Consider the following 21,314-nt stretch of genomic DNA (forward strand, 5'->3'; position numbering starts at 1 on the left):
CCCTACTGCTTGATGGCGGTGATATAGGACGGGTGCCCGAACTGCTCCTGCTCGTCGGGCACGGGCAGGCCGTAGCGCTCAAGCAGCGCATTCGTGGTGAGGGCGGAGGTCTGCCAGCCGAGTTCGACCAGGTGGGTGTCGGCATCGGTGCGGTCGCCGAGATAGACCAATTCGCTGAAGTCCAGGTCGAATCCGTGATCGGACCACTGGTCGCGGACGGCTTGCATCCGCTCGCGTGCCTGCTCCTGTTGCTCCTCGGAGATCCCCGGCACGGCTTCGGCGGCCAATCGACTGCCCGGCGCGCTGTGCTCGGTGATGACCTCAAGGAGCCGGTCCTGTGCCTCGGGTGGCAGATAACCGAACAGCCCCTCGGCGATCCACGCCGTCGGAGCCGCCGGGTCGAAACCGGCCGAGCGCAACGCGCTCACCCAGTCGTCACGCAGGTCGACGGCGACGGTGCGGCGGTCCGCGGTCGGCGTGGCACCCAGGTCGGCCAGGGTACGGGTCTTGAACTCGATGACCTCGGGTTGGTCGACCTCGAAGACCACGGTGCCTGCCGGCCACGCGAGCCGATATGCGCGCGCATCGAGGCCGGCGGCCAGGATGACCGCCTGGCGCACGCCGGCACCGGCCGCGTCGGCGTAGAAGTCGTCGAAGAACCGGGTGCGCGCCGCCATGCCGTTGGCGAAGCGGGCGATGTTCATCTGCGGGTCGTCGCCCAGCTCGGACTCGGTGATCTCACCGTCGACGAGTTTGGTGAAGAAGTCGACGCCGACCGCGCGAACCAGGGGAGCGGCGTAGGGGTCGTCGATCACGGGATTGGGTCCCGACGAGGCCATCGCGCGGGCGGCGGCCACCATCGTCGCGGTGGCGCCCACGCTGGAGGCCAGGTCCCAGGTGTCGCCGTCGGTGCGTGCCATGGATCCTCCTCGGATTGCGTTGTCAATCCATGTAATTAGCTGACGTAAATATCATCCTCGACTGTACGCCGGTCCGTACATCGTGCCCAGCCCGCTGGATCGGTCGCCGGTGGCGCACCGTGATGCGGCGGGCCGCAGGTGGTGGGATCAGGGTTGCGCGACGATCCTCGCGCAGGCCAACTGTGCGTTCTGCGCGTCGGTGTTCATCTGTGAGGCGGCGGTGTTGAGCGCGTCGCCGCCGCGGTGTAGGCCCATGTCCAGGAGGAGTTTGGTGGCATGCAGCGACCAGGCCTGCATCGGATCGCTGATGTCCGGGGCGAGGCCGGGTGTGCGACCGGCCGTCAAGGCGGTGGCGGCGGCCTCGCGTAGTGCGGTACGCCCGGTCGTGTTCGAGTCGACGACGTCGGGCTTGCTGTAATCGACATGGTCGCCGGTGCCCGCAGTGGCATAGGCGAAGTCCTCGTAGTTGGTGGTGGCGTAGTTCAGTGCCGAGGTGAACTGCTGGCAGGCCATGGATGTGGGATCTGCCGTGGGGTCGGTCGATACCGCCTCCGGCCGAGCGGCATCGGACACCGCAGGCTCGATCGGTGCCGAAGGAGCGGCGGCGCCGGGATCGACGGGTTCGGCAGCCGCGATGGCGGACGTCGCCGGGGCGAGTGTCATGGAAATGGCTACCAGGGCCCAAACGGCTGGTCTGCTCAGCACTGAATTCTCCCGGGATTGAATTGCATGCGTAAAATGCAGCGACAATATAAGCAGTAGACGGCCATCCGGCAAATGCTGCGACAACCATTCGGATTTCTATGCAGCGCGATTTTTATATTGTCGGGCGCGGCCGGTCAAGCTCCTGTGAGCGAGGTCATGCCGCGAACTGTCATTCGAGTTCGAAACTGTGAAAACGGCTATTTTCCACAGGTTTTCGGCAGTCAATAAACAGCGTATGTCCATTTGGGCGGCGCGATCACGACTTGTAGTGTTCACCGTCAATCTACCGATCCGACACGCGATGAAGAAAAGATCTCGGATCAGATTGCCGGTTTTCTGCTGACAAAAGTGAGGGAATTGCATGCATTACTTGGCGCCGAATACACCGAAGAAATGGCATCGCATTCCTGTGATCGTGGCGGCCTGCCTGGTCGCCGCCGCCACCGCGGCCGGACCGGCATCGGCGGACCCGTCGACCGATGCCGCGATCTCTCCGGTTGCGGCGAACTCGGACCCCACGGACGCACCGCCGCCCCCGCCGCCAGGGGCCATGCCCTCGGCCGCGCCCGGAGTTCTCACCACACCGGATGGCTGGGTGCTCAATGTCGTCGGCAAGGACGAGTCGCTGGCGCCGGTCGCGCCGCTGACCGGCGCCCCCACCTCACGTGAGTATCTCGTGAACGGAACCTTCACCGGAGCGATCGCCGGCTCGGGAAGCACTACGTTGGCCGGCGGCACGCTGGAGGCCGGTTACCAGATCGGTTGCGGTATCGCCCAGGACGATATCGAGTCGATCACCGGCGGCGGCATCTCACCGTTCATCACCCCGCCGTTCGGTTTCAAGTCGGGCCTGCGACCCGAGTTCCTCTTTCCGATCGGCGTCACGGCCAATCTGACCCAACAGATGAAGATCGACCTCAAGCCCGGGACGGTCAACATCGTGCCGGTGGGAAAGAAGTCCTTCAAGGGCGAGAACCCTCGCGTCTCGATCACCGGTTTCCGGATCAAGATCGATGGCTGTGCCGGGCAGTCCTTCATCAGGTCCTACGCCACGCTCACCAGCTCGACCGACAACACCGATGACGTCATCACCTATCTCGGCGTGACCAAAGCCGTCTGACGGCAACCACTCGAACTTCGACCCGGAGACTGACTGATGAACTTGCACCGTTTCGCCGCGTTCGCCGTGGCGCTCGCGCTACCCCTGGCGATCACCCCTGTTGCGTCGGCCGACCCGGCCGACGATCCCGCGGCGCCGGGTGCCGATCCGCTGTCCGCGCCGGCGGTACCCGGCCCGGCGCCCGACACCGGCGCCGTCGCCTCCGAGGTTCCCGGAATCGCACACACCCCGGACGGTCGGACACTGACCGTGTTGGCCAAGGATGAGACCCAACTGCCGGTGGCACCGTTGACCACCTCGCTGTCGTCTCGGGAATGGCTGGTCGGCGGCACCTTCACCGGCAGCGGCATGGGATCGGTCAAGGGGGGCACCTTGGAGGTCGGTTACCAGATCGGCTGCGGTATCGAGATGGACAAGGTCAAACTCAACGGCTCGATCGGTATCTCCGGCGGCAACATCGCCTTGGACAACGGCGGCAGACTCTCCGACCTCGGGGCGGTGGCCTTCCCGATATCGGGTCAGATCGAGGTCGAACCCCGCCCGGGCACCGTCACCAACGTCCAGGTGGACAAGAAGTCCTACAAGGGCAACGACGTCCGCGTCACCGTGAAGGACGTGCACATCAAGGTGGACAACTGCGTGGGTGCGTCGTCGTTGCGCTCCTATGCGGTACTGACCAGTTCCGGTACCGACGCCGACGACATCGTCGCCTACTACGGCGTCGCGAAGGTCTTCTGATGCGCGCCATCGTGCCGCTGGCCGCGGCCGCGGCTGTCGCGGCCACCCTGTTCACGTCTGCCACCGCAGCCGCCGACCCTGGCGCAGGCGAACCGCCCGCCCCGCCGTTGCCACCCGTACCGGCCGACCCTGTGCCGGCGCCGACGGGGCCGGCATCCGCACTCGGTCCCGCGCTGCAGGGCCCGGTGGCGGCACTCACCCAGAACACGCAGGAACTGATGCTCGGTCAGTACGCGGTGCCCTCGGTACCTGGATCGGCCCCGGCGCTCGCGCCCGATGCCTCGGTGCTCGCCATCAGCCAGTTCCTGAACCCGCTGAACTTCCAGGTCCAGAATCCCGGTCCGGACTCGGCGCCGACCTCGCCCTACCCCCTCGATCCCATGCAACCGGGTCCGTTCGACCGGGTGAACGACCTGCGCGCCACCCATGCGATGGTGCACGGCGCGCTGGGCCGGATGAACATCGCCGACCTCGGCCGGCCACTGCCCGGTACCGCTCCGCCGGAGGGGACGAACATCCCACCGGGACCGGTTCAGTTTCTGCCCGTCCCCGCCGTGCCCGAGGCTCTGCTGCCGTAGGACTCTGCACGCCGTCTGTCACGGTCGTCGCGACCGCTGTTGCGCACCCACGAACGTCGAGCGCGGCTGAATTCTCGCGATCGCAGTCTCTGCCGGTCGTTTACTGGCGAACCCTCGATGCCGGCGGTGATCGGTACCGGGCAGACGGCGCACAGCTGTTACTCTCGTAGACTGTTTGACGCACGCCTGCGTAGGTTGCAAAACCGCAGCTAGGCGGCGCGAGACTTTAACCAGACGCTGGTAACGACCCAGCCCCATCGGCACGCCGCGTAACGAAGCCGGCCTGCGCAGGAGGAAGAGTGCTTTCGGCTTTCATCTCGTCGCTGCGGACTGCCGACCTCCGAAAGAAGATTCTCTTCACTCTCGGTTTGGTCGTGCTGTACCGCGTCGGCGCGGCGGTCCCGTCGCCCGGCGTGAACTACCCGAACGTCCAGCAGTGCATCGAGCAGGTCTCCGGTGGTGACTCGGCGCAGATCTACTCGCTGATCAACCTGTTCTCCGGAGGCGCGCTGCTGCAGCTGTCGATCTTCGCGGTGGGCGTCATGCCCTATATCACCGCGAGCATCATCGTCCAGCTGCTGACGGTCGTCATCCCGCGTTTCGAACAGCTGCGCAAAGAGGGTCAGGCCGGTCAGGCCAAGATGACCCAGTACACCCGCTATCTGTCGGTCGCTTTGGCGATCCTGCAGGCCACCAGCATCGTCGCGATGGCCGCCAACGGCGCCCTCCTGCAGGGTTGCTCGCTGGAGATCATCGACGACTCCTCTATCTGGGGCCTGGTCGTCATCGTCCTGGTCATGACCGCCGGCGCGTCGCTGGTCATGTGGATGGGCGAGCTGGTCACCGAGCGCGGTATCGGCAACGGCATGTCGCTGCTGATCTTCGCCGGTATCGCCGCCCGCATCCCGTCCGAGGGCAAGATGATCCTGGACGCCCGCGGTGGCCTGGTCTTCACCTTCGTGTGCATCGGTGCCCTGGCCATCCTGGTCGGCGTCGTGTTCGTCGAGCAGGGCCAACGCCGCATCCCGGTCCAGTACGCCAAGCGCATGGTCGGCAGGCGCATGTACGGCGGAACGTCGACCTACCTGCCGCTGAAGGTCAACCAGGCCGGCGTCATCCCCGTCATCTTCGCGTCCTCGCTGATCTACATCCCGCAGCTCATCACACAGCTGATCGACAGCGGCCGCAGCAACCCGGGCACCGGCTGGTGGAGTTCGTTCGTCGCCAATCATCTGTCGAACCCGACCAGCATCACCCACATCGCCATCTACTTCGGCCTGATCGTCTTCTTCACCTACTTCTATGTGTCGATCACGTTCAATCCCGAGGAACGTGCCGACGAGATGAAGAAGTTCGGCGGCTTCATCCCGGGCATCCGCCCCGGCAAGCCGACCGCCGATTACCTGCGCTACGTGCTGAGCCGGATCACCCTGCCGGGGTCGATCTACCTGGGCGCCATCGCGGTTCTCCCGAACGTGTTCCTGCAGGCCGGTAGCGGTGGCGCCACCCTGCAGAACCTGCCGTTCGGTGGTGTCGCGGTGCTGATCATGATCGGCGTGGGTCTGGACACCGTGAAGCAGATCGAGAGCCAGCTGATGCAGCGCAACTACGAAGGATTCCTCAAGTGAGAATTGTTTTGCTCGGTCCCCCCGGCGCCGGAAAAGGCACGCAGGCGGAGAAGCTCGCGGCCCAGCTCGGCATCCCGCAGATCTCGACCGGCGACCTGTTCCGCCACAACATCAGCAATGGGACCCCGCTCGGCGTGGAGGCCAAGAAGTATCTCGACGCCGGTGACCTGGTCCCGGCCTCGTTGACCAACGCGCTGGTCGATGACCGTATCGATCACGACGATGCGGCCGGCGGGTTCATCCTCGACGGTTTCCCGCGTTCGGTGGAGCAGGCCGAGGCGCTCAAGGAGATGCTGGCCAAGCGCGGTCTGAAGCTGGACGCCGTGGTCGAGTTCCGGGTGCCCGAAGACGAACTGGTCGAGCGGCTCAAGGGCCGCGGTCGTGCCGATGACACCGAGGAAGTCATCCGCAACCGCTTCAAGGTCTACCGCGACGAGACCGCGCCGCTGCTGGACTACTACGCCGGTGAACTGAAGACCGTCGACGCCGTCGGCAGCCTCGATGAGGTGTTCGCTCGGGCGCTGGCCGCCCTCGGCAAGTAACCGGCCGCCGGTGATCAACGTGCCCGGCCTGCGTCGCAAGGTCGTCCCGCAGCGCAGTCCCGGTGAGCTCGACGCGATGGCCGCGGCCGGAGCGCTGGTCGCCGCGGCACTGCGCGCCGTGCAGCAGGCCGCCAAGCCCGGCGTCTCCACCGGTGAGCTCGACCGAGTCGCCGAGTCGGTGATCCGCGACGGTGGCGGCGTGCCGTCCTTCCTGGGGTATCACGGTTTCCCGGCGACCGTCTGCGCGTCGGTCAACGACCGCGTCGTGCACGGCATCCCGTCGGACAGCGAGATCCTGGCCGACGGTGACCTGGTCTCCATCGACTGCGGGGCCATCCTCGACGACTGGCACGGCGATTCGGCCGTCACCTTCGGGGTGGGCACCCTGATCGAGGCTGACGAGAAGCTCTCCGCGGCCACCCGGTTCTCGATGGAGGCCGGCATCGCGGCCATGCTGCCGGGCAACCGGTTGACCGACGTCTCGCACGCCATCGAGAAGGGCACCCACGCCGCCGAGGCCCGTGACGACCGCCGCTACGGCATCGTGGCCGGCTACGGCGGACACGCCATCGGCCGCGAGATGCACATGGACCCGTTCCTGCCCAACGAGGGATCGCCCGGGCGGGGTCCCTACCTGGAGGTCGGTTCGGTGTTGGCAATCGAGCCGATGCTCACCCTCGGCACCACCAACACCAAGGTGCTCGACGACGACTGGACCGTCGTCACCACCGACGGCTCGCGGGCGGCGCATTGGGAGCACACCGTCGCCGTGACCGCCGACGGGCCGCGCATCCTCACGCTGTAGCGCTCAGCTCGGCTCGCCCGATCCGTCGAGCAGGGTCAGGGTCTCCCAGTTCTGCTGAGTCGCCGCGGCCGCCGCCTCGGCGTCGCGGCGGCGGCAGCACTCGATGATCCGCTCGTGTTGGGCTATCGACTGCCGGCCCGACAGCGAGGAGAATCGCTGATACTCCAGGCGTCGCAACACCGGGGTCACCGTTTCCAAAGCCACGGAGATCGCGTGGTTGCCACTCGCCTCGACCGCGACATCGTGAAAGCGGGTATCGGCGCGCATGGCGGCGGCGGGGTCCTCGCGGTCCAGTGCGTCGGCGAACTCGGCGTTGGCCGCGACCATGGCGTCGATATCGGATTCGGTCAACACCGGGACGGCGAGCCGGACGGCCAGCGCATGCATGGCGGCGGCGACGGCCTGGGCGTCCAGCGCCGCCTTGCGCTCGATGGTGGAGACCACCGTCGAACGACCCGGCATCGTCTCCACCAGACCGGCGGTCTCCAGCCGGGCGATGGCCTCCCGGATCGGGGTGCGGCTGATCCCGAGCCAGCGCTCCAGCTCGGGATCACGCAGCTTCTCCCCGGGTGCCAACGTGCCGTTGACGATGGCGTCCCGCAGTGACAGGTAGGCCTGATCACGCAGCAGCGACCTTTTGTGTTTACCCTGTTCACCCGGCACCGGCATGCACCGAATCCTATGTCGGCGTGCGGATGCCACGGATCAGGTCGGCGGCCTTCTCGCCGATCATGATGGTCGCCGCGTTGGTGTTCACCGACACGATGGTGGGCATCACCGAGGCATCGGCCACCCGTAGACCCTGCAGGCCGTGCACCCGTAGCTCGTGATCGACGACCGCTTCGGGGCCGGTACCCATCGCCGCGCTGCCCACCGGGTGGTAATAGGTACTGGTCGCCCGTATGACGTGGCGGCGCAACCCGGCCTCGTCGACGGTTTCCGGGCCCGGCAACGCTTCCCGGCCATACCAGGGCGCGAAGGCCTCGGTAGCGGCGATCTCGCGGGCCAGCCGGACGCCCTGGACCAACCTGCGCACGTCGGATTCGGTGCCCAGATAGTTCGGATCGATCAGCGGGGCCGCCTCCGGATCCGGTCCGGCGAGCCGGATACTGCCGCGGGCATGCGGGACGGCCGCGACAGCGATCGTGAAGCTGTTGGCCGGCGAGCTCAGATGTGGTGGATGGAACGGGACATGGATGAACATCAGCTGCATGTCCGGACCGGTCAGTGCGGCGTCGCTACGCCAGGCCAGCGATGTTTCGGCGTGGTTGGTGAGCCCGGCCGGGATGGGGCGCGACGCCTCGAACACCACCGGACACAGCGGATGATCGTGCAGATTGCGGCCCACGCCGGGGAGGTGGTGGTGCACGGGTATATCGACCGACTCGAGCTCGGGGGCCGGGCCCACCCCGGACAGTAGGAGCAGGCGCGGGGTGTCGACCGCCCCTGCGCTGAGGATCACCTCGGCGTCGGCCAGACCGCGGCGCAGATGTCCATCCATGACGAATTCCGCACCGATGCAACGGGTGTCGGAGAACAGGAGTCGCCGGGCGCGGGCTACGGTCGAGATGGTCAGGTTGGGACGTGCGCGCACCGCCGGAGGCAGATAGGCCACCGCGGTGCTCTGCCGGCGCCCCTGCGCTATCGCCAGATCATGCCAGCCCGCACCCTCGGGGTCGGCGCCGTTGAAGTCATCGGTCAACGCGAAACCCGCCTGCTGTGCGCCGTCGAGGAACACCTGGGACAGCGGATTCGCGGCATCGGGTGAGACCGGGGCCGGTGACATCGGGCCGTCCGTGCCGCGGTAGCGGGGATCGCGCCCCGGCACGGTTTCCATGCGTCGGAAGTAGGGCAGCAGCGACGCGTGGTCCCAGCCTGGGCAACCGGCCGCCGCCCAGGTGTCGAAATCGTTGGGATGTCCACGCAGATGCACCATGGCGTTGATGCTGCTGCTGCCGCCCAGAGTATTGCCCCGCGGCCAGTTGTGTTGCAGCCCATCGGTTCCCGATTGTGGGACGGTGGTGTAGTTGTGGTCGACCGGGCTGCCCCACAGTGTCGGCCATGCCGGTGGCGTTGCCACGGCCGGGTCGGTGTCCGGCGGGCCGGACTCCAGCAGGAGCACGGTGGTGCCGGGATCTTCGGAGAGTCGGCTGGCGATGACACTGCCTGCCGAACCGGCGCCGATCACGATGAAGTCGTAGGTGGCGTGGGCGGTCTGGGGGTGAGACATGACATTCCTTTCGGGGGTGGTCGATCAGCGGGAGGTGGAGCGGGCGGCGTCGTCGATGAGATCGGCGACGACATCGGGGCGGGAGACGGTGACGGCGTGCGACGCGTCGACCTCGACGGTGTGTGCGCCGGCCCGTTCACCCATGAACCGCATGGAGTCGGCGGGGATCGCCAGATCGTCGGTGGTCACCAAATTCCATGACGGAATCTGCTTCCACGCGGTGCGGGACGCCCGATCGGCGAGGGCGGCCGCGGTGATGGGTCGTTGTGTGGCGGCCATCAGGGCGGCGACGTCGGCGGGAACGTCGGCGGCGAACACATCGGCGAATTCGGGCTGCTTGACGTACAACTCGTCGGCGGTACCGCCGCCTGGCAGGGGATAGGGCACGGTGTCGAGCGCGGGCCCCAGTTCGGCGCCCGGGAACTTCGCTGCCAGCTCTCCGGTGCTCTCGCCCGCCTCGAGGATGAAACTGGCGATGTAGACCAGCGCGGTGACGTCGGGATCACCGTCGGCCGCCTCGCTGATGACCGATCCGCCGTAGGAATGCCCGGCCAGCACCACCGGACCGTCGATGTGGTCGAGCACGCTGCGCACATAAGCGGCGTCGCCCTGCAGTCCGCGCAACGGGTTGGCTGCGGCGACCACCGGATAGCCGTCGCGATGGAGCTCCTCGATCACCCCGTTCCAGCTGGAGGAGTCGGCGAACGCGCCGTGCACGAGCACGACGGTGGGGTGCGCACTGGGTTGCGGCGCGGGCGCTTCGGCGCCTGCTCCTGTGCAGCTCACGGTGAGTGCGGCGGTCGCCGTCAGAGCACTGATGGTCAGGGCGGTGGTGCGGATGCTCATGGAAGCCTCTCTGGTGGAAATGCAATATATTGGATATCGCTCTGTGGATGGACTTTGTTCCCGGTCGCGCCCATGTCGCTCGGTTTTGTCTCGTCAGGTGGTCAGACGGTAAGAAAAGGGATGCCCTCACACCCCAGCAAGCGCGACCCGATAGCTCTGGCGCGCGCCAACTGGGAGCGCGCCGGCTGGTCCGATGTCGCCGACGGCATGGTGGCGGTCACCTCGGTGATGCGAGCCCACCAGATCCTGCTGGCACGCGTGGAGAACGCCCTACGGCCCTACGATCTGAGCTTCTCCCGCTTCGAGCTGCTACGCCTGCTGGCATTCAGCAGCAACGGAGAGCTGCCGATCACCAAGGCCTCGGATCGGCTCCAGGTGCACGTCACCAGCGTCACCCATGCCATCCGACGGCTCGAGGCCGACGGGCTGGTCGAGCGGTTGCCGCACCCGACCGATGGCCGCACCACGTTGGTGCGACTGACCGATCTGGGTCGCTCCACGGTCGAGGATGCCACCGAGACGCTCAACGCCGAGGTGTTCGCCGATATCGGTATCCCCGACGAGGATTCGCGCTCGCTCGCCGCTGCGATCGAGGCGCTGCGCCGGCACAGCGGGGACTTCTGACAGGCCGCGAGACTACGGGTTCTGCTGCCCGGCGGCCGATTCCGTGCCAGAAACCGTCGTGTCGGCGGCAGGGATCGGGATGCTGGCGGTGACGGTGGTACCCGCGCCCGGACGTGACCGGATGTGCAGGCGACCGCCGACGATCTCGGCACGCTCGGCCATTGACAACAATCCGTAGCCGCCCATTTCGTCGCCGCCCAGGGGATGCTCGAATGTGTCGAATCCGATTCCGTCATCGGTGATTTCGAGACGCGCCTGCTGATCGGAGACGGAGAAGGTGAGTTTCGCACGGGTGGCGCGGGCGTGTTTGACGACGTTCTGCAGGCACTCCTGGGCGATCCGGTACAGCGCGAGCTCGATATGGTCGGGTAACCGTCGATCGGCGAGTTCGACCGCCAACTCGAGCTCGGGGATCGAGCGCGCCAGGCTGGCCAGGCCGCCGGCCAGACCGAGATCGTCGAGCACCGGCGGGCGCAGCCCGCTGATCGCGGCGCGTGCCTCTTGCAATGTCAGGTCGGCCAGTTCGCGGGCCTTGGACAACTGGTCGGCCGCGATCACCGGATTGTCGGCCACGGCGCGGCCCGCGGCGTCGAGCCAGTAGGACAGCGTCACCAGGCGCTGGGAGATACCGTCGTGGATATCGCCGGCCAGCCGCCGCCGTTCCAACTCTTGGGCCTCGATGACCTGCTCGACGAAGTTCTCGTGGGCGCGCTCGCGGGCCACCAGCTGACGGTGCAGGCGGGCCTGGTGCAGTGCGCCGGCGATGAGCCGCCCGATGACCAGCAGCAGCTCGACATCGCGTTCGGTGAACTCGCGGCGCTGCACGGTGTGCACATTCAGCACGCCGACCAGGCCGCCCGGATCGGTCTGCATGGGCACCGAGACCATCGAGGTGAAATCCGAACCGCGCAGCGACTCGAAGGGCAGGTAGCGCGGATCTGATTCCTTGTCGTGACTGATCACCACCGCCTCGCGGTTGCTGGCGACCCAACCGGAGATCCCGTGGCCGAGGGGTAGCCGGATCTTGCCGACCTCACTGTCGAACGGAGGGGTGGCACCGGTCAGCGTCAGCGACCGCTCGGTGTCGTCGAGCACGTGCACGAAACATACGTCGGTGGCGGTGGCATCGGTGATCATCCGGGCGGCAGCGGCCGCCAACGGCTCGACACCGGGACCGCTGGAGGTGGCCTGGATCAGTTCACGCAGCAGGGCCAGCTCGCGGTCGGCGGTCAGGATGGGGCTCGTCATCGGTAGATGCCCTCCCGTAGCGCGGTGGCCACCGCGCCGGTGCGATCGCCGACGCCGAGCTTGCGATAGATCGAACTCAGATGGGTCTTGACCGTTTCCTCGCCGATCACCAGCTTGGCGGCGATACCGCGGTTGGACAGCCCGCTGACCACATACGACAGGATCTCGCTCTCGCGCTGGGTCAGCCCCTGCCGGGCGCCCGGCCAGAATTCGTCGCGCTGCAGGCGGGCCGCGGTGTCGGCGGCGCGTGCCGCCATGCCGGGGTCGATGGCCGTCTCACCGCGATGAGCCAGTTCGAGCTGGCGGACCAGTTCGTCACTGCTGATGCTCTTGAGCAGGTAGCCCGATGCGCCGACCCGTAGTGCCTGGAAGAGGTACTGCTCGTCCTCGTACACCGACAGCATGACGATCTTGCGGTCGGGATCGCGCTCCCGCAGCGCCAGGCACAGATCCAATCCGCTGGATCCCTGCATCCGGACATCGCACAGGACGATGTCGGGGTCCAGTTCGGCGACCACCGTGAGGGCCCGCTCGGCGCCGACGGCCTGTCCGACGACCTGAACACGATCCTCGAAGCTCACGAGCATGGCCTTGAGCCCCTCGATGACCATCTCGTGGTCGTCGACCAGCACAAGGCGCATCGGGCTGGACGGCGCCATGCGGACAACCATAGGGCCGCCGGGTGGCCCGCAGACCCAACTTGGCCCACCCAATCCCCCTTATGGGGGAAGCGTCGAGAATGTGAGCTGGGCCACTCTTGTGCCATGACGACGCCGCTGGATAGTGCCGGACCCGCCGCCACCTATCTGTTCCGCCGCACTGACCCGTTGCGTGCGCTGGTGCTCGATCTCGATGCGCTGGCCGACCTCCGTTTCGACGGCTACCGCGCGGTGTTCAACGCTGCCTTCGCCGCTCTCGGCCTCCCTGTGCAGTGGAGTGTCGAGCGCTACCGTCAGCTCCTGGCGTTGCCCGACGAACGGCTGCGGGTGGCCGCCGAGCTGCGTAAGCGATGCATCGGCACCGACTGCGATGTGCTGGTGCGAGTCCTGGTCGAGCAGGTATGCGCCACCAAGGAGGCCATGCTGCAGCGGGTCATGCTCGACGCGGGGCTCAGCCCGCGGCCCGGGCTCAACGATCTGGTGACAGATGCCTTCGTCGCGCAGGTGCCGATCGCGGTCATCACCGACGGCCGGCGGCGCTGGGCGCAGCCGCTGGTGGGCCAGTTGGTGGGGGCCGGTCTGGTCGAGGCCGTGGTGACTGCCGACGATATCGGTGTGCCGCCGCGCGGGGATGCCCTGTTCCGGCAGGCGCTGGCCGAACTGGGCGCGGCGCCGCATGAGGCCTTGGCCATCGTCGGGTCGGCCGCCGGTCTGCGCGGGGCTGATACCGCGGGCCTGGCCACCGTCCTCATCGATGACGATGCGCACCCCGCGGCCGGGGTTCCGTCTGCCGCGGCCGCGGTGCGTCGCGATTACAGCGGTACCGACGGCGGGTTGCGGTTGGCCCAGTGTCGCCGACTGCATTCGCAGTGGTGGGCCGACCACAGCGTGCCGGCGGCCTGACCGCGCGGACGCCCTGTATCGACGGTGCTTGCGATCACAGCGGCACCCAGATCCCGAAGAACCAGAACCCCCACTGACCGAAACCCGGATCCCAGACCGGGGTGACGGTCTGGCCCCAATAGTCGAAGGGGGGCGGTGGCGGCGCCCACGGTGGCGGTGGCGGGTCGAATCCCCACGGCCGCGGCGGTGGGGGCGGTGGCCCGAAGCCCCACGGGGCAGGTCCGTCTCCCCATGGCGGAGGATGTCCGTGCCAGTGCGGGTCACCGGGCGGCCCAGCAGGTCCGCCGGGCCCACCCAGATCTCCAGGTCCCGGACCGTGCGGTCCACCGGGCCCACCCGGATTGCCCGGATTACCCGGCCCGCCCGGTCCACCCGGATTGCCCGGTGGTGGTGGCCCGGCCGGACCGCAGTGCACGCCGGGCGGACCGCACGGCGGGCCCGGCGCGGCCTGGGCGACGCCGGAACCCATGCCGATCGCGGCCACACCGATCACTCCGGCAGCGCCCGCGGCGAGCAGCCTCGTCGTGTATCGCTTCGTCACGCTCATGTCGAACTCCCTCGACGATCAGGTTTCCCGACCTGGAGTCCACAGTCACCCTCGAACCTGCACGCAGGCTGTGACTATCCCGCGCGTAACGCCTCGATGACGGCGCTGAAGTCCAATCCGCTGTGCTCGGCGTTGAAATCCGCGTAGATCTGCGCCGCATGGGTGCCCAGCGGGGCATTCGAGCCGGTCGATTCGACCGCGGCCATGGCCAACCCGAGGTCCTTGTGCATCAGGGCGGTGGCAAAGCCGGGCTTGAAATCGTTGTTGGCAGGGGAGGTCGGAACCGGCCCTGGCACCGGGCAGTTGGTGCTGACCGCCCAGCAGTTGCCGGTGGCCCCGGTGATCACATCGAACAGTTTCTGTTTGTCCAGGTCCAGCTTCTCGGCCAACACGAAGGCCTCGCCGATGGCGATCTGCTGCACCGCGAGCACCATGTTGTTGCACACCTTGGCGGCCTGCCCGGCCCCTGCGGCGCCGCAGTGGATGATCTTGCCCGCCATCGGATCCAGCACCGGCTTGGCCCGCTCGAAGGCGTCGTCCTCACCACCGACCATGAAGGCCAGGGTGCCGGCCGCCGCACCCTTGATGCCGCCGGACACCGGGGCGTCGAGCTGCGCGAAGCCCAATTCGATCGCCTGGCGGTGGATCGCCCGGGCGTCGTCGACCGAGATGGTGGAGGTGTCGATGAACAGCGTGCCTTCCTTGGCCGCGGGCAGCACCTCGGCGTAGCAGCGCTTGACGATGTCACCGTTGGGCAGCGAGGTGATCACCACGTCGGCGTCGGCGACGGCCACCGCACCGCTGTCGAAGGTCTTGACGCCCTTGGCTTCCGCGGCCTCCCGCAGCTCGGCGACCAGGTCGAAACCGTGCACGGTGAAACCACCGGCGACCAGATTGGCGGCCATCGGGCCACCCATGTTGCCCAGTCCCAGAAAAGCGACGGTGCTTGTCTCAGCGCTCATGTGATGCCCGAACCTTCCTATCCGGCGGCCCGGGCCCGGGCGGCTTCCGCCCGGCCGATGACCACACGCATGATTTCGTTGGTACCCTCCAGGATTCGGTGCACCCGCAGATCCCGGACGATCTTCTCCAACCCGTACTCCTTGAGGTAGCCGTACCCGCCGTGCAGCTGCAGGGCGGAGTCGGCAACCTCGAAACAGGCGTCGGTCACGTAGCGCTTGGCCATCGCGCACAGTTCGACCTTGTCGGTCGAATTCGAGTCGAGCGCGGAGGCCGCCCGCCACAACATGATTCGCGAGGTCTCCAGCGAGGTTGCCATATCGGCGAGGGCGAACCGGATGGTGGGCTCGTCGAGCAGTGAGCCGCCGAACGCCTCCCGGTCCCGCACGTAGGCGCAGGCCTTCTCGTAGGCTGCGCGGGCGCCGCCCAGCGAGCAGGCCGCGATGTTGATCCGGCCGCCGTTGAGACCGTTCATCGCGATACCGAATCCGGTGCCCTCACCCTCGGCTCCGCCGAGCATGGCCTCGGCCGGGACCCGGACGTTCTCCAAGATCACCTGCGCGGTGGGCTGAGCGTTCCAGCCCATCTTGGCCTCGTTCGGGCCGAAAGACATTCCGGAGGTGTCCTTTTCGACCACGAAGGTGGAGATGCCCCGAGGGCCTTCGCCGCCGGTGCGGGCCATCACGACGTAGACGTCGGAACTGCCGGCTCCCGAGATGAACTGCTTGACGCCGTTGAGCACGTACTCGTCGCCGTCGCGCACCGCGCGGGTGCGCAGCGCCGAAGCGTCCGAACCCGCACCCGGTTCGGTAAGGCAGTAGCTGGCGATGGACTCCATCGTGGCCAGTCGCGGCACCCAGGTCTTGCGCTGCTCCGGCGTGCCGTAGGTGTCGATCATCCAGGCGCACATGTTGTGGATCGAGATGAACGATGCGATGGCCGGATCGGCGGCCGAGAGCTCCTCGAAGATGCGGACAGCGTCGATGCGGCGTAACCCGCTGCCGCCGACCTCGTCGGAACAGTAGATCGCACCCATGCCCAGTTCGGCCGCCTCGCGCAGCGCATCGACCGGGAAGTGCTTGTCGGCGTCCCAGTCCAGGGCATGCGGCGCGAGCCGTTTGGCGGCGAACGCGGCTGCCGTTTCGGTGATGACGCGTTCGTCGTCGTCGAGTTCGAAAATCGACATGGTCAGCGCTACTGCATCGTCGGGATGACGAACTCTGCGCCATCTTTGATGCCCGATGGCCAGCGCTCGGTGACGGTCTTGACCTTGGTGTAGAACTGGATCGAGGCCGGACCGTGCTGGTTGAGATCGCCGAAGCCGGACCGCTTCCAGCCGCCGAAGGTGTGGTAGGCCACCGGGACCGGGATCGGCACGTTGACGCCGACCATGCCGACCTGCACACGGGAGACGAAGTCGCGGGCGGCGTCGCCGTCGCGGGTGAAGATCGCGACACCGTTGCCGTATTCGTGCTTGGTGGGCAGGCTCAGGGCCTCTTCGTAATCGTGCGCGCGCACGATGCACAGCACCGGGCCGAAGATCTCGTCGGTGTAGATCGACATATCGGTGGTGACGTGGTCGAACAGGGTGGGCCCGATGAAGAATCCCTTCTCCAGGCTCTGGTCGTCGAAGGTCAGTTCATCGGTGGCGCGCTCGCGACCGTCGACCACCAGTTCGGCGCCGGCCTCCACACCTTGGCCGATGTAGTCGCGCACCCGCTCGAGCGCCGCGCCGGTGACCAGCGGTCCGTAGTCGGCCTTGGGGTCCAGGCTGTGCCCCACGCGCAGCTGATTGACGCGTTCCACCAATCGATTTCGGAGGCGGTTCGCGGTTTCCTCGCCGACCGGCACGGCGACGCTGATGGCCATGCAGCGCTCACCCGCGCTGCCGTAGCCGGCGCCGATCAGCGCATCGACGGCCTGATCGAGATCCGCGTCGGGCATGATGATCATGTGGTTCTTGGCGCCACCGAAGCACTGTGAGCGCTTTCCGTGCGCGGCCGCGGTCGAGTAGATGTACTGCGCGATGTCCGAGGAACCGACGAAGCCGACGGCCTGGATGTCGGGGTGGGTCAGAATGGCGTCGACCGCTTCCTTGTCGCCCTGCACCACCTGGAACACGCCGGCCGGCAGACCAGCCTCGATGAACAGCTCGGCGAGGCGGACCGGAACCGACGGATCGCGCTCGGAGGGCTTCAGGATGAAGGCGTTGCCACAGGCCAGCGCGGGCCCGGCCTTCCACAGCGGGATCATGGCGGGGAAGTTGAATGGGGTGATGCCGGCGACCACACCGAGCGGCTGGCGGATCGAGTAGACATCGATGCCACCGCCGGCGCCCTCGGTGAACTCGCCCTTGAGCAGATGCGGGATGCCGATCGCGAATTCGATGACCTCGACGCCACGCTGGATGTCGCCCTTGGCATCGGCAATGGTCTTGCCGTGTTCGATGGAGAGCAGCTCGGCCAGCTCGTCGACATTCTCGTTGACCAGCGAGACGAACTTCATCATCACGCGGGCCCGCCGTTGCGGATTCCAGGCCGCCCATTCCTGCTGAGCCGTCACCGCCGAGGCGACCGCGGCGTCCACGTCCGCCTTGCTTGCCAACAGGACCTGCGCCTGTACCTCGCCGGTGCTGGGGTTGAGGACATCCGCGGTGCGGGTGGAGGCGAGGTCGCTGCGCTTGCCGTCGATGAAGTGCTGAATTTTCGTGGTCATGACATCCGTCCGAAGTGTGCGTGCCCGGTGTGATCTGAGATACTTGGATATCCTAGTAATTGGTCGAGCCGCACGCAAGGAGCGATTGAGGAGGCTCAGCCGATCCGGGCGCGCAACTGCTCGACGTAGGCCTGGGTATCCGCCCATGCCGGGAGCACGCCCTGGGCGAGCGCTTCGGCCAGTGTCGGTGCGGCCGCATCGCGCTCGGAGAGGATCAGGCGATGTTCCAGGGGCCAGTCGATGCCCAGGGAGGTGGGTGAGATGGTGCGCTCGCGATCCGGGGCGTACCCGGCCGAGCACAGATACATGACCGTCGAATCATCTTCCAGCGCAAGGAAAGCGTGGCCGAGTCCCTCGGAGAGGTAGACCGATCGGCGCTGCCTGTCGTCGAGCAGCACCCCGTCCCAGTGCCCGAAGGTGGGCGAGCCGACCCGGATGTCGACCACCACGTCGTACACCGCGCCGCGCAGGCAGGTGACGTATTTGGCCTGGCTCGGTGGCACGTCGGCAAAGTGCACACCGCGCAACACCCCGGCCGCCGAGATCGAACAGTTGGCCTGGTGCAGTTCGAAGCGGTGACCGGTCATCGCCTCGAAGGACGCGTCGGTGAACCACTCGAAGAATGCGCCGCGGGCGTCGCTGTGCACCGTCGGAGTGATCTCCCATGCTCCGGGAATCGCGAGTTCCCGTGCGCTCACTGGCCGCGCTCCGCGTATCGTGCCTCGATCGTCGTTTTCAAAGGCCCCCACCACTTTTCGTTGTTTTGATACCAGGCGATCGTGGCCAGCAGGCCCGCCTCGAAATCGGTGTGTATCGGTGCCCACCCCAGCTCCTCGCGTAGCACCGACGCGTCGATGGCGTAGCGCAGGTCGTGCCCGACCCGGTCGGTGACCTGGTCGAAATCGTCGGGATCGCGACCCATCAGCGTCAGCAGTGTCCGCAGGACGCTGCGATTGTCCCGCTCACCGTCCGCCCCGATCAGGTAGGTCCGGCCGGGCGTGCCATCTAAAAGGATGCGCCACACCGCCGCATTGTGATCATCGACGTGGATCCAGTCGCGCACGTTGGCGCCGGTGCCGTAGAGCTTGGCGCGCCGGCCGGTCAGGATGTTGGTGATCTGGCGAGGGATGAACTTTTCGACGTGTTGGTAGGGCCCATAGTTGTTGGAGCAGTTGGAGATGGTGGCGGGCACACCGTAGGAGCGAACCCAGGCTCGCACCAGCAGGTCGGCGGCCGCCTTCGTCGAGGAGTACGGACTCGACGGGTTGTACGGGGTGGACTCGGTGAATCGCGCGGGATCGTCGAGGGCCAGGTCGCCGTACACCTCGTCGGTCGACACGTGGTGCAACCGGGTCCCGTGCCTGCGCACCGCTTCCAACAGCGTGTAGGTACCCACGATGTTGGACTGTACGAACGGCGTCGGGTCGGCGAGGCCGTTGTCGACATGGGTCTCGGCGGCGAAGTGCACCACCGCATCGGCGGCACCGACCAGCTCGGACACCAGATCGCTGTCGGTGATATCGCCTTCGACCAGCCGAATACGGTCGGCCACCGGCGTCAGCGACTCGCGGCTGCCCGCGTAGGTCAGGGCATCCAGGACCGTCACCTCGGTCGCCGGGTGTTCTCGGAGGGTGAGATGCACGAAGTTGGACCCGATGAATCCGGCACCACCGGTGACCAGCAACCGCATGGCCCAACCCTAGAGGTGCCGCGCCCCGCCGCTCTAGGTGAGGCCCAGCGGGCCGGCCAACTCGGTCAACGTCGGCAGCAGCTCATCCCAGCCACCCAGCACCTGGATCGCCACATGATCGGCGCCGGCATCCAGATGCTGGTTCAGGCGCGCGGCGACATCGGCCGCGGTGCCGTGCGCGACGACGGCGTCGATCAACCGGTCGCTTCCCGGCTTGGCGATATCGTCCTCGGTGAAGCCCAGACGGCGCCAGTTGTTCAGGTAGTTGCTCAGGTTCAGATAGAAGTCCACCGCACCCCGACCGATCTCACGGGCGTGCTCGACATCGGTGCTGAGGACGACCTTGTGCTCGGGCGCCAGGAACACGGTGTTACCGATCAGGTTGTGCGCCTGGCCGGTGTGCTGGGGAGTGGTCAGGTAGGGGTGTGCACCCGCGCTGCGGGCGGCCGCCAGTTTGAGCACCTTGGGCCCCAGCGCGGCGATGACCCGCCGGCTGGTCGGCACATGGGCGGCGTCGAGCGCATCCAGGTACTCGACCAGCACGTCATAGGGTTTGCGGTATTCCTCGGTGTGCTCGGGATGACCGATGCCGATACCGAGCAGGAAGCGACCCGGATACGCCTTCTCCACCCGGTGGTAGGCCTCGGCCACCTCGTCGGCATCCGCCTGCCAGACGTTGATGATGCCCGTCGCGACCTGCAGATTGTCGGTCGCCTCCAGCAGCGGCTCGACATAGTTCAGGTCACCCTTGGGCGACCCACCGATCCACAGGGCGCCGTACCCCAGCTTCTCGATCTCGGCTGCCTGCTCGGGCTTGGGCACACCGAACGTCCACACGCCATAGCGACCGAAGTCGGGTTTGAGGGTCACGGCGTCGGTCATGGCGATCTCCATCCTCGTCGTTCTCGTCCTGATCGGTGTGTCTCGGCCCGGTTCATCTCACCGCAGGCCCAGCGGTCCGGCCAACTCGGTGAGCGCGGGTAACAGGTTGTCTGTACCCGTCAGCACCTGAACCGGAACATGATCGGCACCGGTGGTCAGGTGTTCTTTGAGCCGGGCCGCAATGGCCTCGGTGGTGCCGTGGGCGACGACGGAGTCGACGAGGGCATCGCTGCCGGGCTTGGCCACGTCCGCGTCGGTGAACCCGAGCCGTTTCCAGTTGTTCAAGTAGTTGGCCAGATTGAGGTAGATCTCCAGCGCCTTCCGGCCTACCTCGCGGGCGTGTGCCGCATCAGTGGTGAGCACGACTTTGTGTTCGGGCGCCAGGAACGCGTCGGGTCCGATCAGCTCCCGCGCCTGCGCGGTGTGTTCGGGAGTGGTCAGATAGGGATGCGCGCCGGCACTGCGGCGTGCCGACAGCTTGAGCACCTGCGGACCGAGTGCGGCCACCACGATCCGATCCTTGGGCAGACCGCGCTGATCGAGCGCATCGAGATACTCGGTGAGCGCGTCGTAGGGCTTCTTGTACTCGGAGTGCGCCTCGGGATGGCCGACGCCGATACCGAGCAGGAAGCGGCCGGGGTAGCGCTTTTCGATGCGGTGGAAGGAGTCGGCCACAGGCGCAGCCGGTGCCGACCAGATGTTGACGATGCCGGTGGCCACCTGCAAGGTTTCGGTCGCGCCCAGGATCGGATCGACCCAGCCCAGTTCGGCGGGCGGTGAGCCGCCCGCCCAGATCGCACCGTAACCGAGTGATTCGATCTCGCGGAGCTGTTGTTCGGGGAGCTGCCGCCACTGCTCGTAGTGACCGAACACGCCGAACTTGCCGAGAGCTGGCTTCGTCATGGTCGGCACAACCTCCGATGGGGCGTTGCGCATTCCGGCAACCTCATCCTGCGTGCATCGAACGGTCGATG

Annotated in this window: 23 protein-coding genes; 8 read left to right on the top strand and 15 right to left on the bottom strand. The window is 67.0% G+C overall.

Annotation, left to right across the window (positions count from 1 at the left end; genetic code table 11):
* Positions 1 to 2 precede the first annotated feature (2 nt).
* Together PGN27_RS19615 and PGN27_RS19620 are read right to left on the bottom strand one after the other, a co-directional pair.
* Entirely contained in the window at positions 3 to 920 is a 918-nt protein-coding gene (locus PGN27_RS19615; RefSeq protein ID WP_335327607.1) for a class I SAM-dependent methyltransferase, read from the bottom strand.
* A 147-nt stretch (positions 921 to 1,067) separates the two neighbouring features.
* Positions 1,068 to 1,583, bottom strand: coding sequence for an Rv2240c family protein (locus PGN27_RS19620; RefSeq protein ID WP_335327608.1), 516 nt, complete (start codon positions 1,581 to 1,583; stop codon positions 1,068 to 1,070).
* 403 nt (positions 1,584 to 1,986) lie between these two features.
* On the opposite strand from PGN27_RS19620, the gene PGN27_RS19625 reads away from it, so the two are divergent.
* From PGN27_RS19625 to map, 6 genes are all read left to right on the top strand, one after another.
* Positions 1,987 to 2,745 carry an MspA family porin gene (locus tag PGN27_RS19625; RefSeq protein ID WP_335327609.1) on the top strand — a complete coding sequence of 253 codons (759 nt, stop codon included), beginning with the start codon at positions 1,987 to 1,989 and terminating at the stop codon, positions 2,743 to 2,745.
* Positions 2,746 to 2,781: 36 nt separating this feature from the next.
* The gene (locus tag PGN27_RS19630; protein WP_335327610.1) at positions 2,782 to 3,483 is read left to right on the top strand and encodes an MspA family porin; all 702 of its coding nucleotides are present in this window, start codon (positions 2,782 to 2,784) and stop codon (positions 3,481 to 3,483) included.
* Positions 3,483 to 4,061 carry a hypothetical protein gene (locus PGN27_RS19635; protein WP_335327611.1) on the top strand — a complete coding sequence of 193 codons (579 nt, stop codon included), beginning with the start codon at positions 3,483 to 3,485 and terminating at the stop codon, positions 4,059 to 4,061. The genes PGN27_RS19630 and PGN27_RS19635 overlap by 1 nt, the downstream gene beginning before the upstream one ends.
* Positions 4,062 to 4,360: 299 nt before the next feature.
* Entirely contained in the window at positions 4,361 to 5,689 is a 1,329-nt protein-coding gene (secY, locus tag PGN27_RS19640) for a preprotein translocase subunit SecY (RefSeq protein ID WP_019512380.1), read from the top strand.
* Positions 5,686 to 6,231 (top strand): adenylate kinase, encoded by a 546-nt coding sequence (locus PGN27_RS19645; RefSeq protein ID WP_030134492.1) that lies wholly within the window; start codon positions 5,686 to 5,688, stop codon positions 6,229 to 6,231. The genes secY and PGN27_RS19645 overlap by 4 nt, the downstream gene beginning before the upstream one ends.
* A 10-nt stretch (positions 6,232 to 6,241) precedes the next feature.
* Positions 6,242 to 7,036 (top strand): type I methionyl aminopeptidase, encoded by a 795-nt coding sequence (gene map / locus PGN27_RS19650; protein WP_335328790.1) that lies wholly within the window; start codon positions 6,242 to 6,244, stop codon positions 7,034 to 7,036.
* 3 nt (positions 7,037 to 7,039) lie between these two features.
* On the opposite strand, the gene PGN27_RS19655 is transcribed toward map, so the two are convergent.
* Genes PGN27_RS19655 through PGN27_RS19665 form a run of 3 tightly spaced genes read right to left on the bottom strand, consistent with a single transcriptional unit; the run spans position 7,040 to position 10,112 of the window.
* On the bottom strand, positions 7,040 to 7,705 hold the full coding sequence (locus PGN27_RS19655) for a GntR family transcriptional regulator (protein ID WP_335327612.1): 666 nt from the start codon (positions 7,703 to 7,705) through the stop codon (positions 7,040 to 7,042).
* A gap of 10 nt (positions 7,706 to 7,715) precedes the next feature.
* Positions 7,716 to 9,266: a GMC family oxidoreductase gene (locus PGN27_RS19660; protein WP_335327613.1), complete on the bottom strand. Its 1,551-nt coding sequence runs from the start codon at positions 9,264 to 9,266 to the stop codon at positions 7,716 to 7,718.
* Between the two features lie 24 nt (positions 9,267 to 9,290).
* On the bottom strand, positions 9,291 to 10,112 hold the full coding sequence (locus tag PGN27_RS19665) for an alpha/beta fold hydrolase (RefSeq protein ID WP_335327614.1): 822 nt from the start codon (positions 10,110 to 10,112) through the stop codon (positions 9,291 to 9,293).
* 120 nt (positions 10,113 to 10,232) lie between these two features.
* Between PGN27_RS19665 and PGN27_RS19670 the strand changes: the two genes are divergently transcribed.
* Complete coding sequence (locus PGN27_RS19670) at positions 10,233 to 10,736, top strand: MarR family winged helix-turn-helix transcriptional regulator (protein ID WP_335327615.1); 504 nt, start codon at positions 10,233 to 10,235, stop codon at positions 10,734 to 10,736.
* A 12-nt stretch (positions 10,737 to 10,748) separates the two neighbouring features.
* On the opposite strand, the gene PGN27_RS19675 is transcribed toward PGN27_RS19670, so the two are convergent.
* Entirely contained in the window at positions 10,749 to 11,984 is a 1,236-nt protein-coding gene (locus tag PGN27_RS19675) for a GAF domain-containing sensor histidine kinase (protein WP_335327616.1), read from the bottom strand.
* Entirely contained in the window at positions 11,981 to 12,643 is a 663-nt protein-coding gene (locus tag PGN27_RS19680) for a response regulator (protein ID WP_335327617.1), read from the bottom strand. Before PGN27_RS19680 ends, PGN27_RS19675 begins: the two co-directional genes overlap by 4 nt.
* 105 nt (positions 12,644 to 12,748) lie before the next feature.
* Between PGN27_RS19680 and PGN27_RS19685 the strand changes: the two genes are divergently transcribed.
* Positions 12,749 to 13,546 carry an HAD family hydrolase gene (locus PGN27_RS19685; protein WP_335327618.1) on the top strand — a complete coding sequence of 266 codons (798 nt, stop codon included), beginning with the start codon at positions 12,749 to 12,751 and terminating at the stop codon, positions 13,544 to 13,546.
* Positions 13,547 to 13,580: 34 nt separating this feature from the next.
* On the opposite strand, the gene PGN27_RS19690 is transcribed toward PGN27_RS19685, so the two are convergent.
* The 8 genes from PGN27_RS19690 to PGN27_RS19725 form a co-directional block, all read right to left on the bottom strand.
* Positions 13,581 to 14,093 (bottom strand): chitin-binding protein, encoded by a 513-nt coding sequence (locus PGN27_RS19690; protein WP_335327619.1) that lies wholly within the window; start codon positions 14,091 to 14,093, stop codon positions 13,581 to 13,583.
* 74 nt (positions 14,094 to 14,167) lie between these two features.
* Positions 14,168 to 15,055: a 3-hydroxyisobutyrate dehydrogenase gene (gene mmsB, locus PGN27_RS19695; protein ID WP_335327620.1), complete on the bottom strand. Its 888-nt coding sequence runs from the start codon at positions 15,053 to 15,055 to the stop codon at positions 14,168 to 14,170.
* Between the two features lie 17 nt (positions 15,056 to 15,072).
* On the bottom strand, positions 15,073 to 16,233 hold the full coding sequence (locus tag PGN27_RS19700; RefSeq protein WP_335328791.1) for an acyl-CoA dehydrogenase family protein: 1,161 nt from the start codon (positions 16,231 to 16,233) through the stop codon (positions 15,073 to 15,075).
* 14 nt (positions 16,234 to 16,247) lie between these two features.
* On the bottom strand, positions 16,248 to 17,768 hold the full coding sequence (locus PGN27_RS19705; RefSeq protein ID WP_335327621.1) for a CoA-acylating methylmalonate-semialdehyde dehydrogenase: 1,521 nt from the start codon (positions 17,766 to 17,768) through the stop codon (positions 16,248 to 16,250).
* A gap of 95 nt (positions 17,769 to 17,863) precedes the next feature.
* Entirely contained in the window at positions 17,864 to 18,466 is a 603-nt protein-coding gene (gene rfbC, locus PGN27_RS19710) for a dTDP-4-dehydrorhamnose 3,5-epimerase (RefSeq protein ID WP_335327622.1), read from the bottom strand.
* Entirely contained in the window at positions 18,463 to 19,458 is a 996-nt protein-coding gene (gene rfbB / locus PGN27_RS19715; protein WP_335327623.1) for a dTDP-glucose 4,6-dehydratase, read from the bottom strand. The genes rfbC and rfbB overlap by 4 nt, the downstream gene beginning before the upstream one ends.
* A 33-nt stretch (positions 19,459 to 19,491) precedes the next feature.
* Positions 19,492 to 20,340 (bottom strand): LLM class F420-dependent oxidoreductase, encoded by an 849-nt coding sequence (locus tag PGN27_RS19720; RefSeq protein WP_335327624.1) that lies wholly within the window; start codon positions 20,338 to 20,340, stop codon positions 19,492 to 19,494.
* A gap of 57 nt (positions 20,341 to 20,397) precedes the next feature.
* Positions 20,398 to 21,243 carry an LLM class F420-dependent oxidoreductase gene (locus PGN27_RS19725; protein WP_335327625.1) on the bottom strand — a complete coding sequence of 282 codons (846 nt, stop codon included), beginning with the start codon at positions 21,241 to 21,243 and terminating at the stop codon, positions 20,398 to 20,400.
* Between the last annotated feature and the right edge of the window lie 71 nt (positions 21,244 to 21,314).

Origin of the sequence: Mycolicibacterium neoaurum (assembly GCF_036946495.1) — a bacterium.
Taxonomy (GTDB): domain Bacteria; phylum Actinomycetota; class Actinomycetes; order Mycobacteriales; family Mycobacteriaceae; genus Mycobacterium; species Mycobacterium neoaurum_B.

What these genes read in the sequence shown, in the direction of transcription:
- PGN27_RS19615 (WP_335327607.1), bottom strand. Translation starts at nt 920, where the DNA reads ATGGCACGCACCGACGGCGACACCTGGGACCTGGCCTCCAGCGTGGGC.
- PGN27_RS19620 (WP_335327608.1), bottom strand. Translation starts at nt 1,583, where the DNA reads ATGACACTCGCCCCGGCGACGTCCGCCATCGCGGCTGCCGAACCCGTC.
- PGN27_RS19625 (WP_335327609.1), top strand. Translation starts at nt 1,987, where the DNA reads ATGCATTACTTGGCGCCGAATACACCGAAGAAATGGCATCGCATTCCT.
- PGN27_RS19630 (WP_335327610.1), top strand. Translation starts at nt 2,782, where the DNA reads ATGAACTTGCACCGTTTCGCCGCGTTCGCCGTGGCGCTCGCGCTACCC.
- PGN27_RS19635 (WP_335327611.1), top strand. Translation starts at nt 3,483, where the DNA reads ATGCGCGCCATCGTGCCGCTGGCCGCGGCCGCGGCTGTCGCGGCCACC.
- PGN27_RS19655 (WP_335327612.1), bottom strand. Translation starts at nt 7,705, where the DNA reads ATGCCGGTGCCGGGTGAACAGGGTAAACACAAAAGGTCGCTGCTGCGT.
- PGN27_RS19660 (WP_335327613.1), bottom strand. Translation starts at nt 9,266, where the DNA reads ATGTCTCACCCCCAGACCGCCCACGCCACCTACGACTTCATCGTGATC.
- PGN27_RS19665 (WP_335327614.1), bottom strand. Translation starts at nt 10,112, where the DNA reads ATGAGCATCCGCACCACCGCCCTGACCATCAGTGCTCTGACGGCGACC.
- PGN27_RS19670 (WP_335327615.1), top strand. Translation starts at nt 10,233, where the DNA reads ATGCCCTCACACCCCAGCAAGCGCGACCCGATAGCTCTGGCGCGCGCC.
- PGN27_RS19675 (WP_335327616.1), bottom strand. Translation starts at nt 11,984, where the DNA reads ATGACGAGCCCCATCCTGACCGCCGACCGCGAGCTGGCCCTGCTGCGT.
- PGN27_RS19680 (WP_335327617.1), bottom strand. Translation starts at nt 12,643, where the DNA reads ATGGCGCCGTCCAGCCCGATGCGCCTTGTGCTGGTCGACGACCACGAG.
- PGN27_RS19685 (WP_335327618.1), top strand. Translation starts at nt 12,749, where the DNA reads ATGACGACGCCGCTGGATAGTGCCGGACCCGCCGCCACCTATCTGTTC.
- PGN27_RS19690 (WP_335327619.1), bottom strand. Translation starts at nt 14,093, where the DNA reads ATGAGCGTGACGAAGCGATACACGACGAGGCTGCTCGCCGCGGGCGCT.
- mmsB (WP_335327620.1), bottom strand. Translation starts at nt 15,055, where the DNA reads ATGAGCGCTGAGACAAGCACCGTCGCTTTTCTGGGACTGGGCAACATG.
- PGN27_RS19705 (WP_335327621.1), bottom strand. Translation starts at nt 17,768, where the DNA reads ATGACCACGAAAATTCAGCACTTCATCGACGGCAAGCGCAGCGACCTC.
- rfbB (WP_335327623.1), bottom strand. Translation starts at nt 19,458, where the DNA reads ATGCGGTTGCTGGTCACCGGTGGTGCCGGATTCATCGGGTCCAACTTC.
- PGN27_RS19720 (WP_335327624.1), bottom strand. Translation starts at nt 20,340, where the DNA reads ATGACCGACGCCGTGACCCTCAAACCCGACTTCGGTCGCTATGGCGTG.
- PGN27_RS19725 (WP_335327625.1), bottom strand. Translation starts at nt 21,243, where the DNA reads ATGACGAAGCCAGCTCTCGGCAAGTTCGGCGTGTTCGGTCACTACGAG.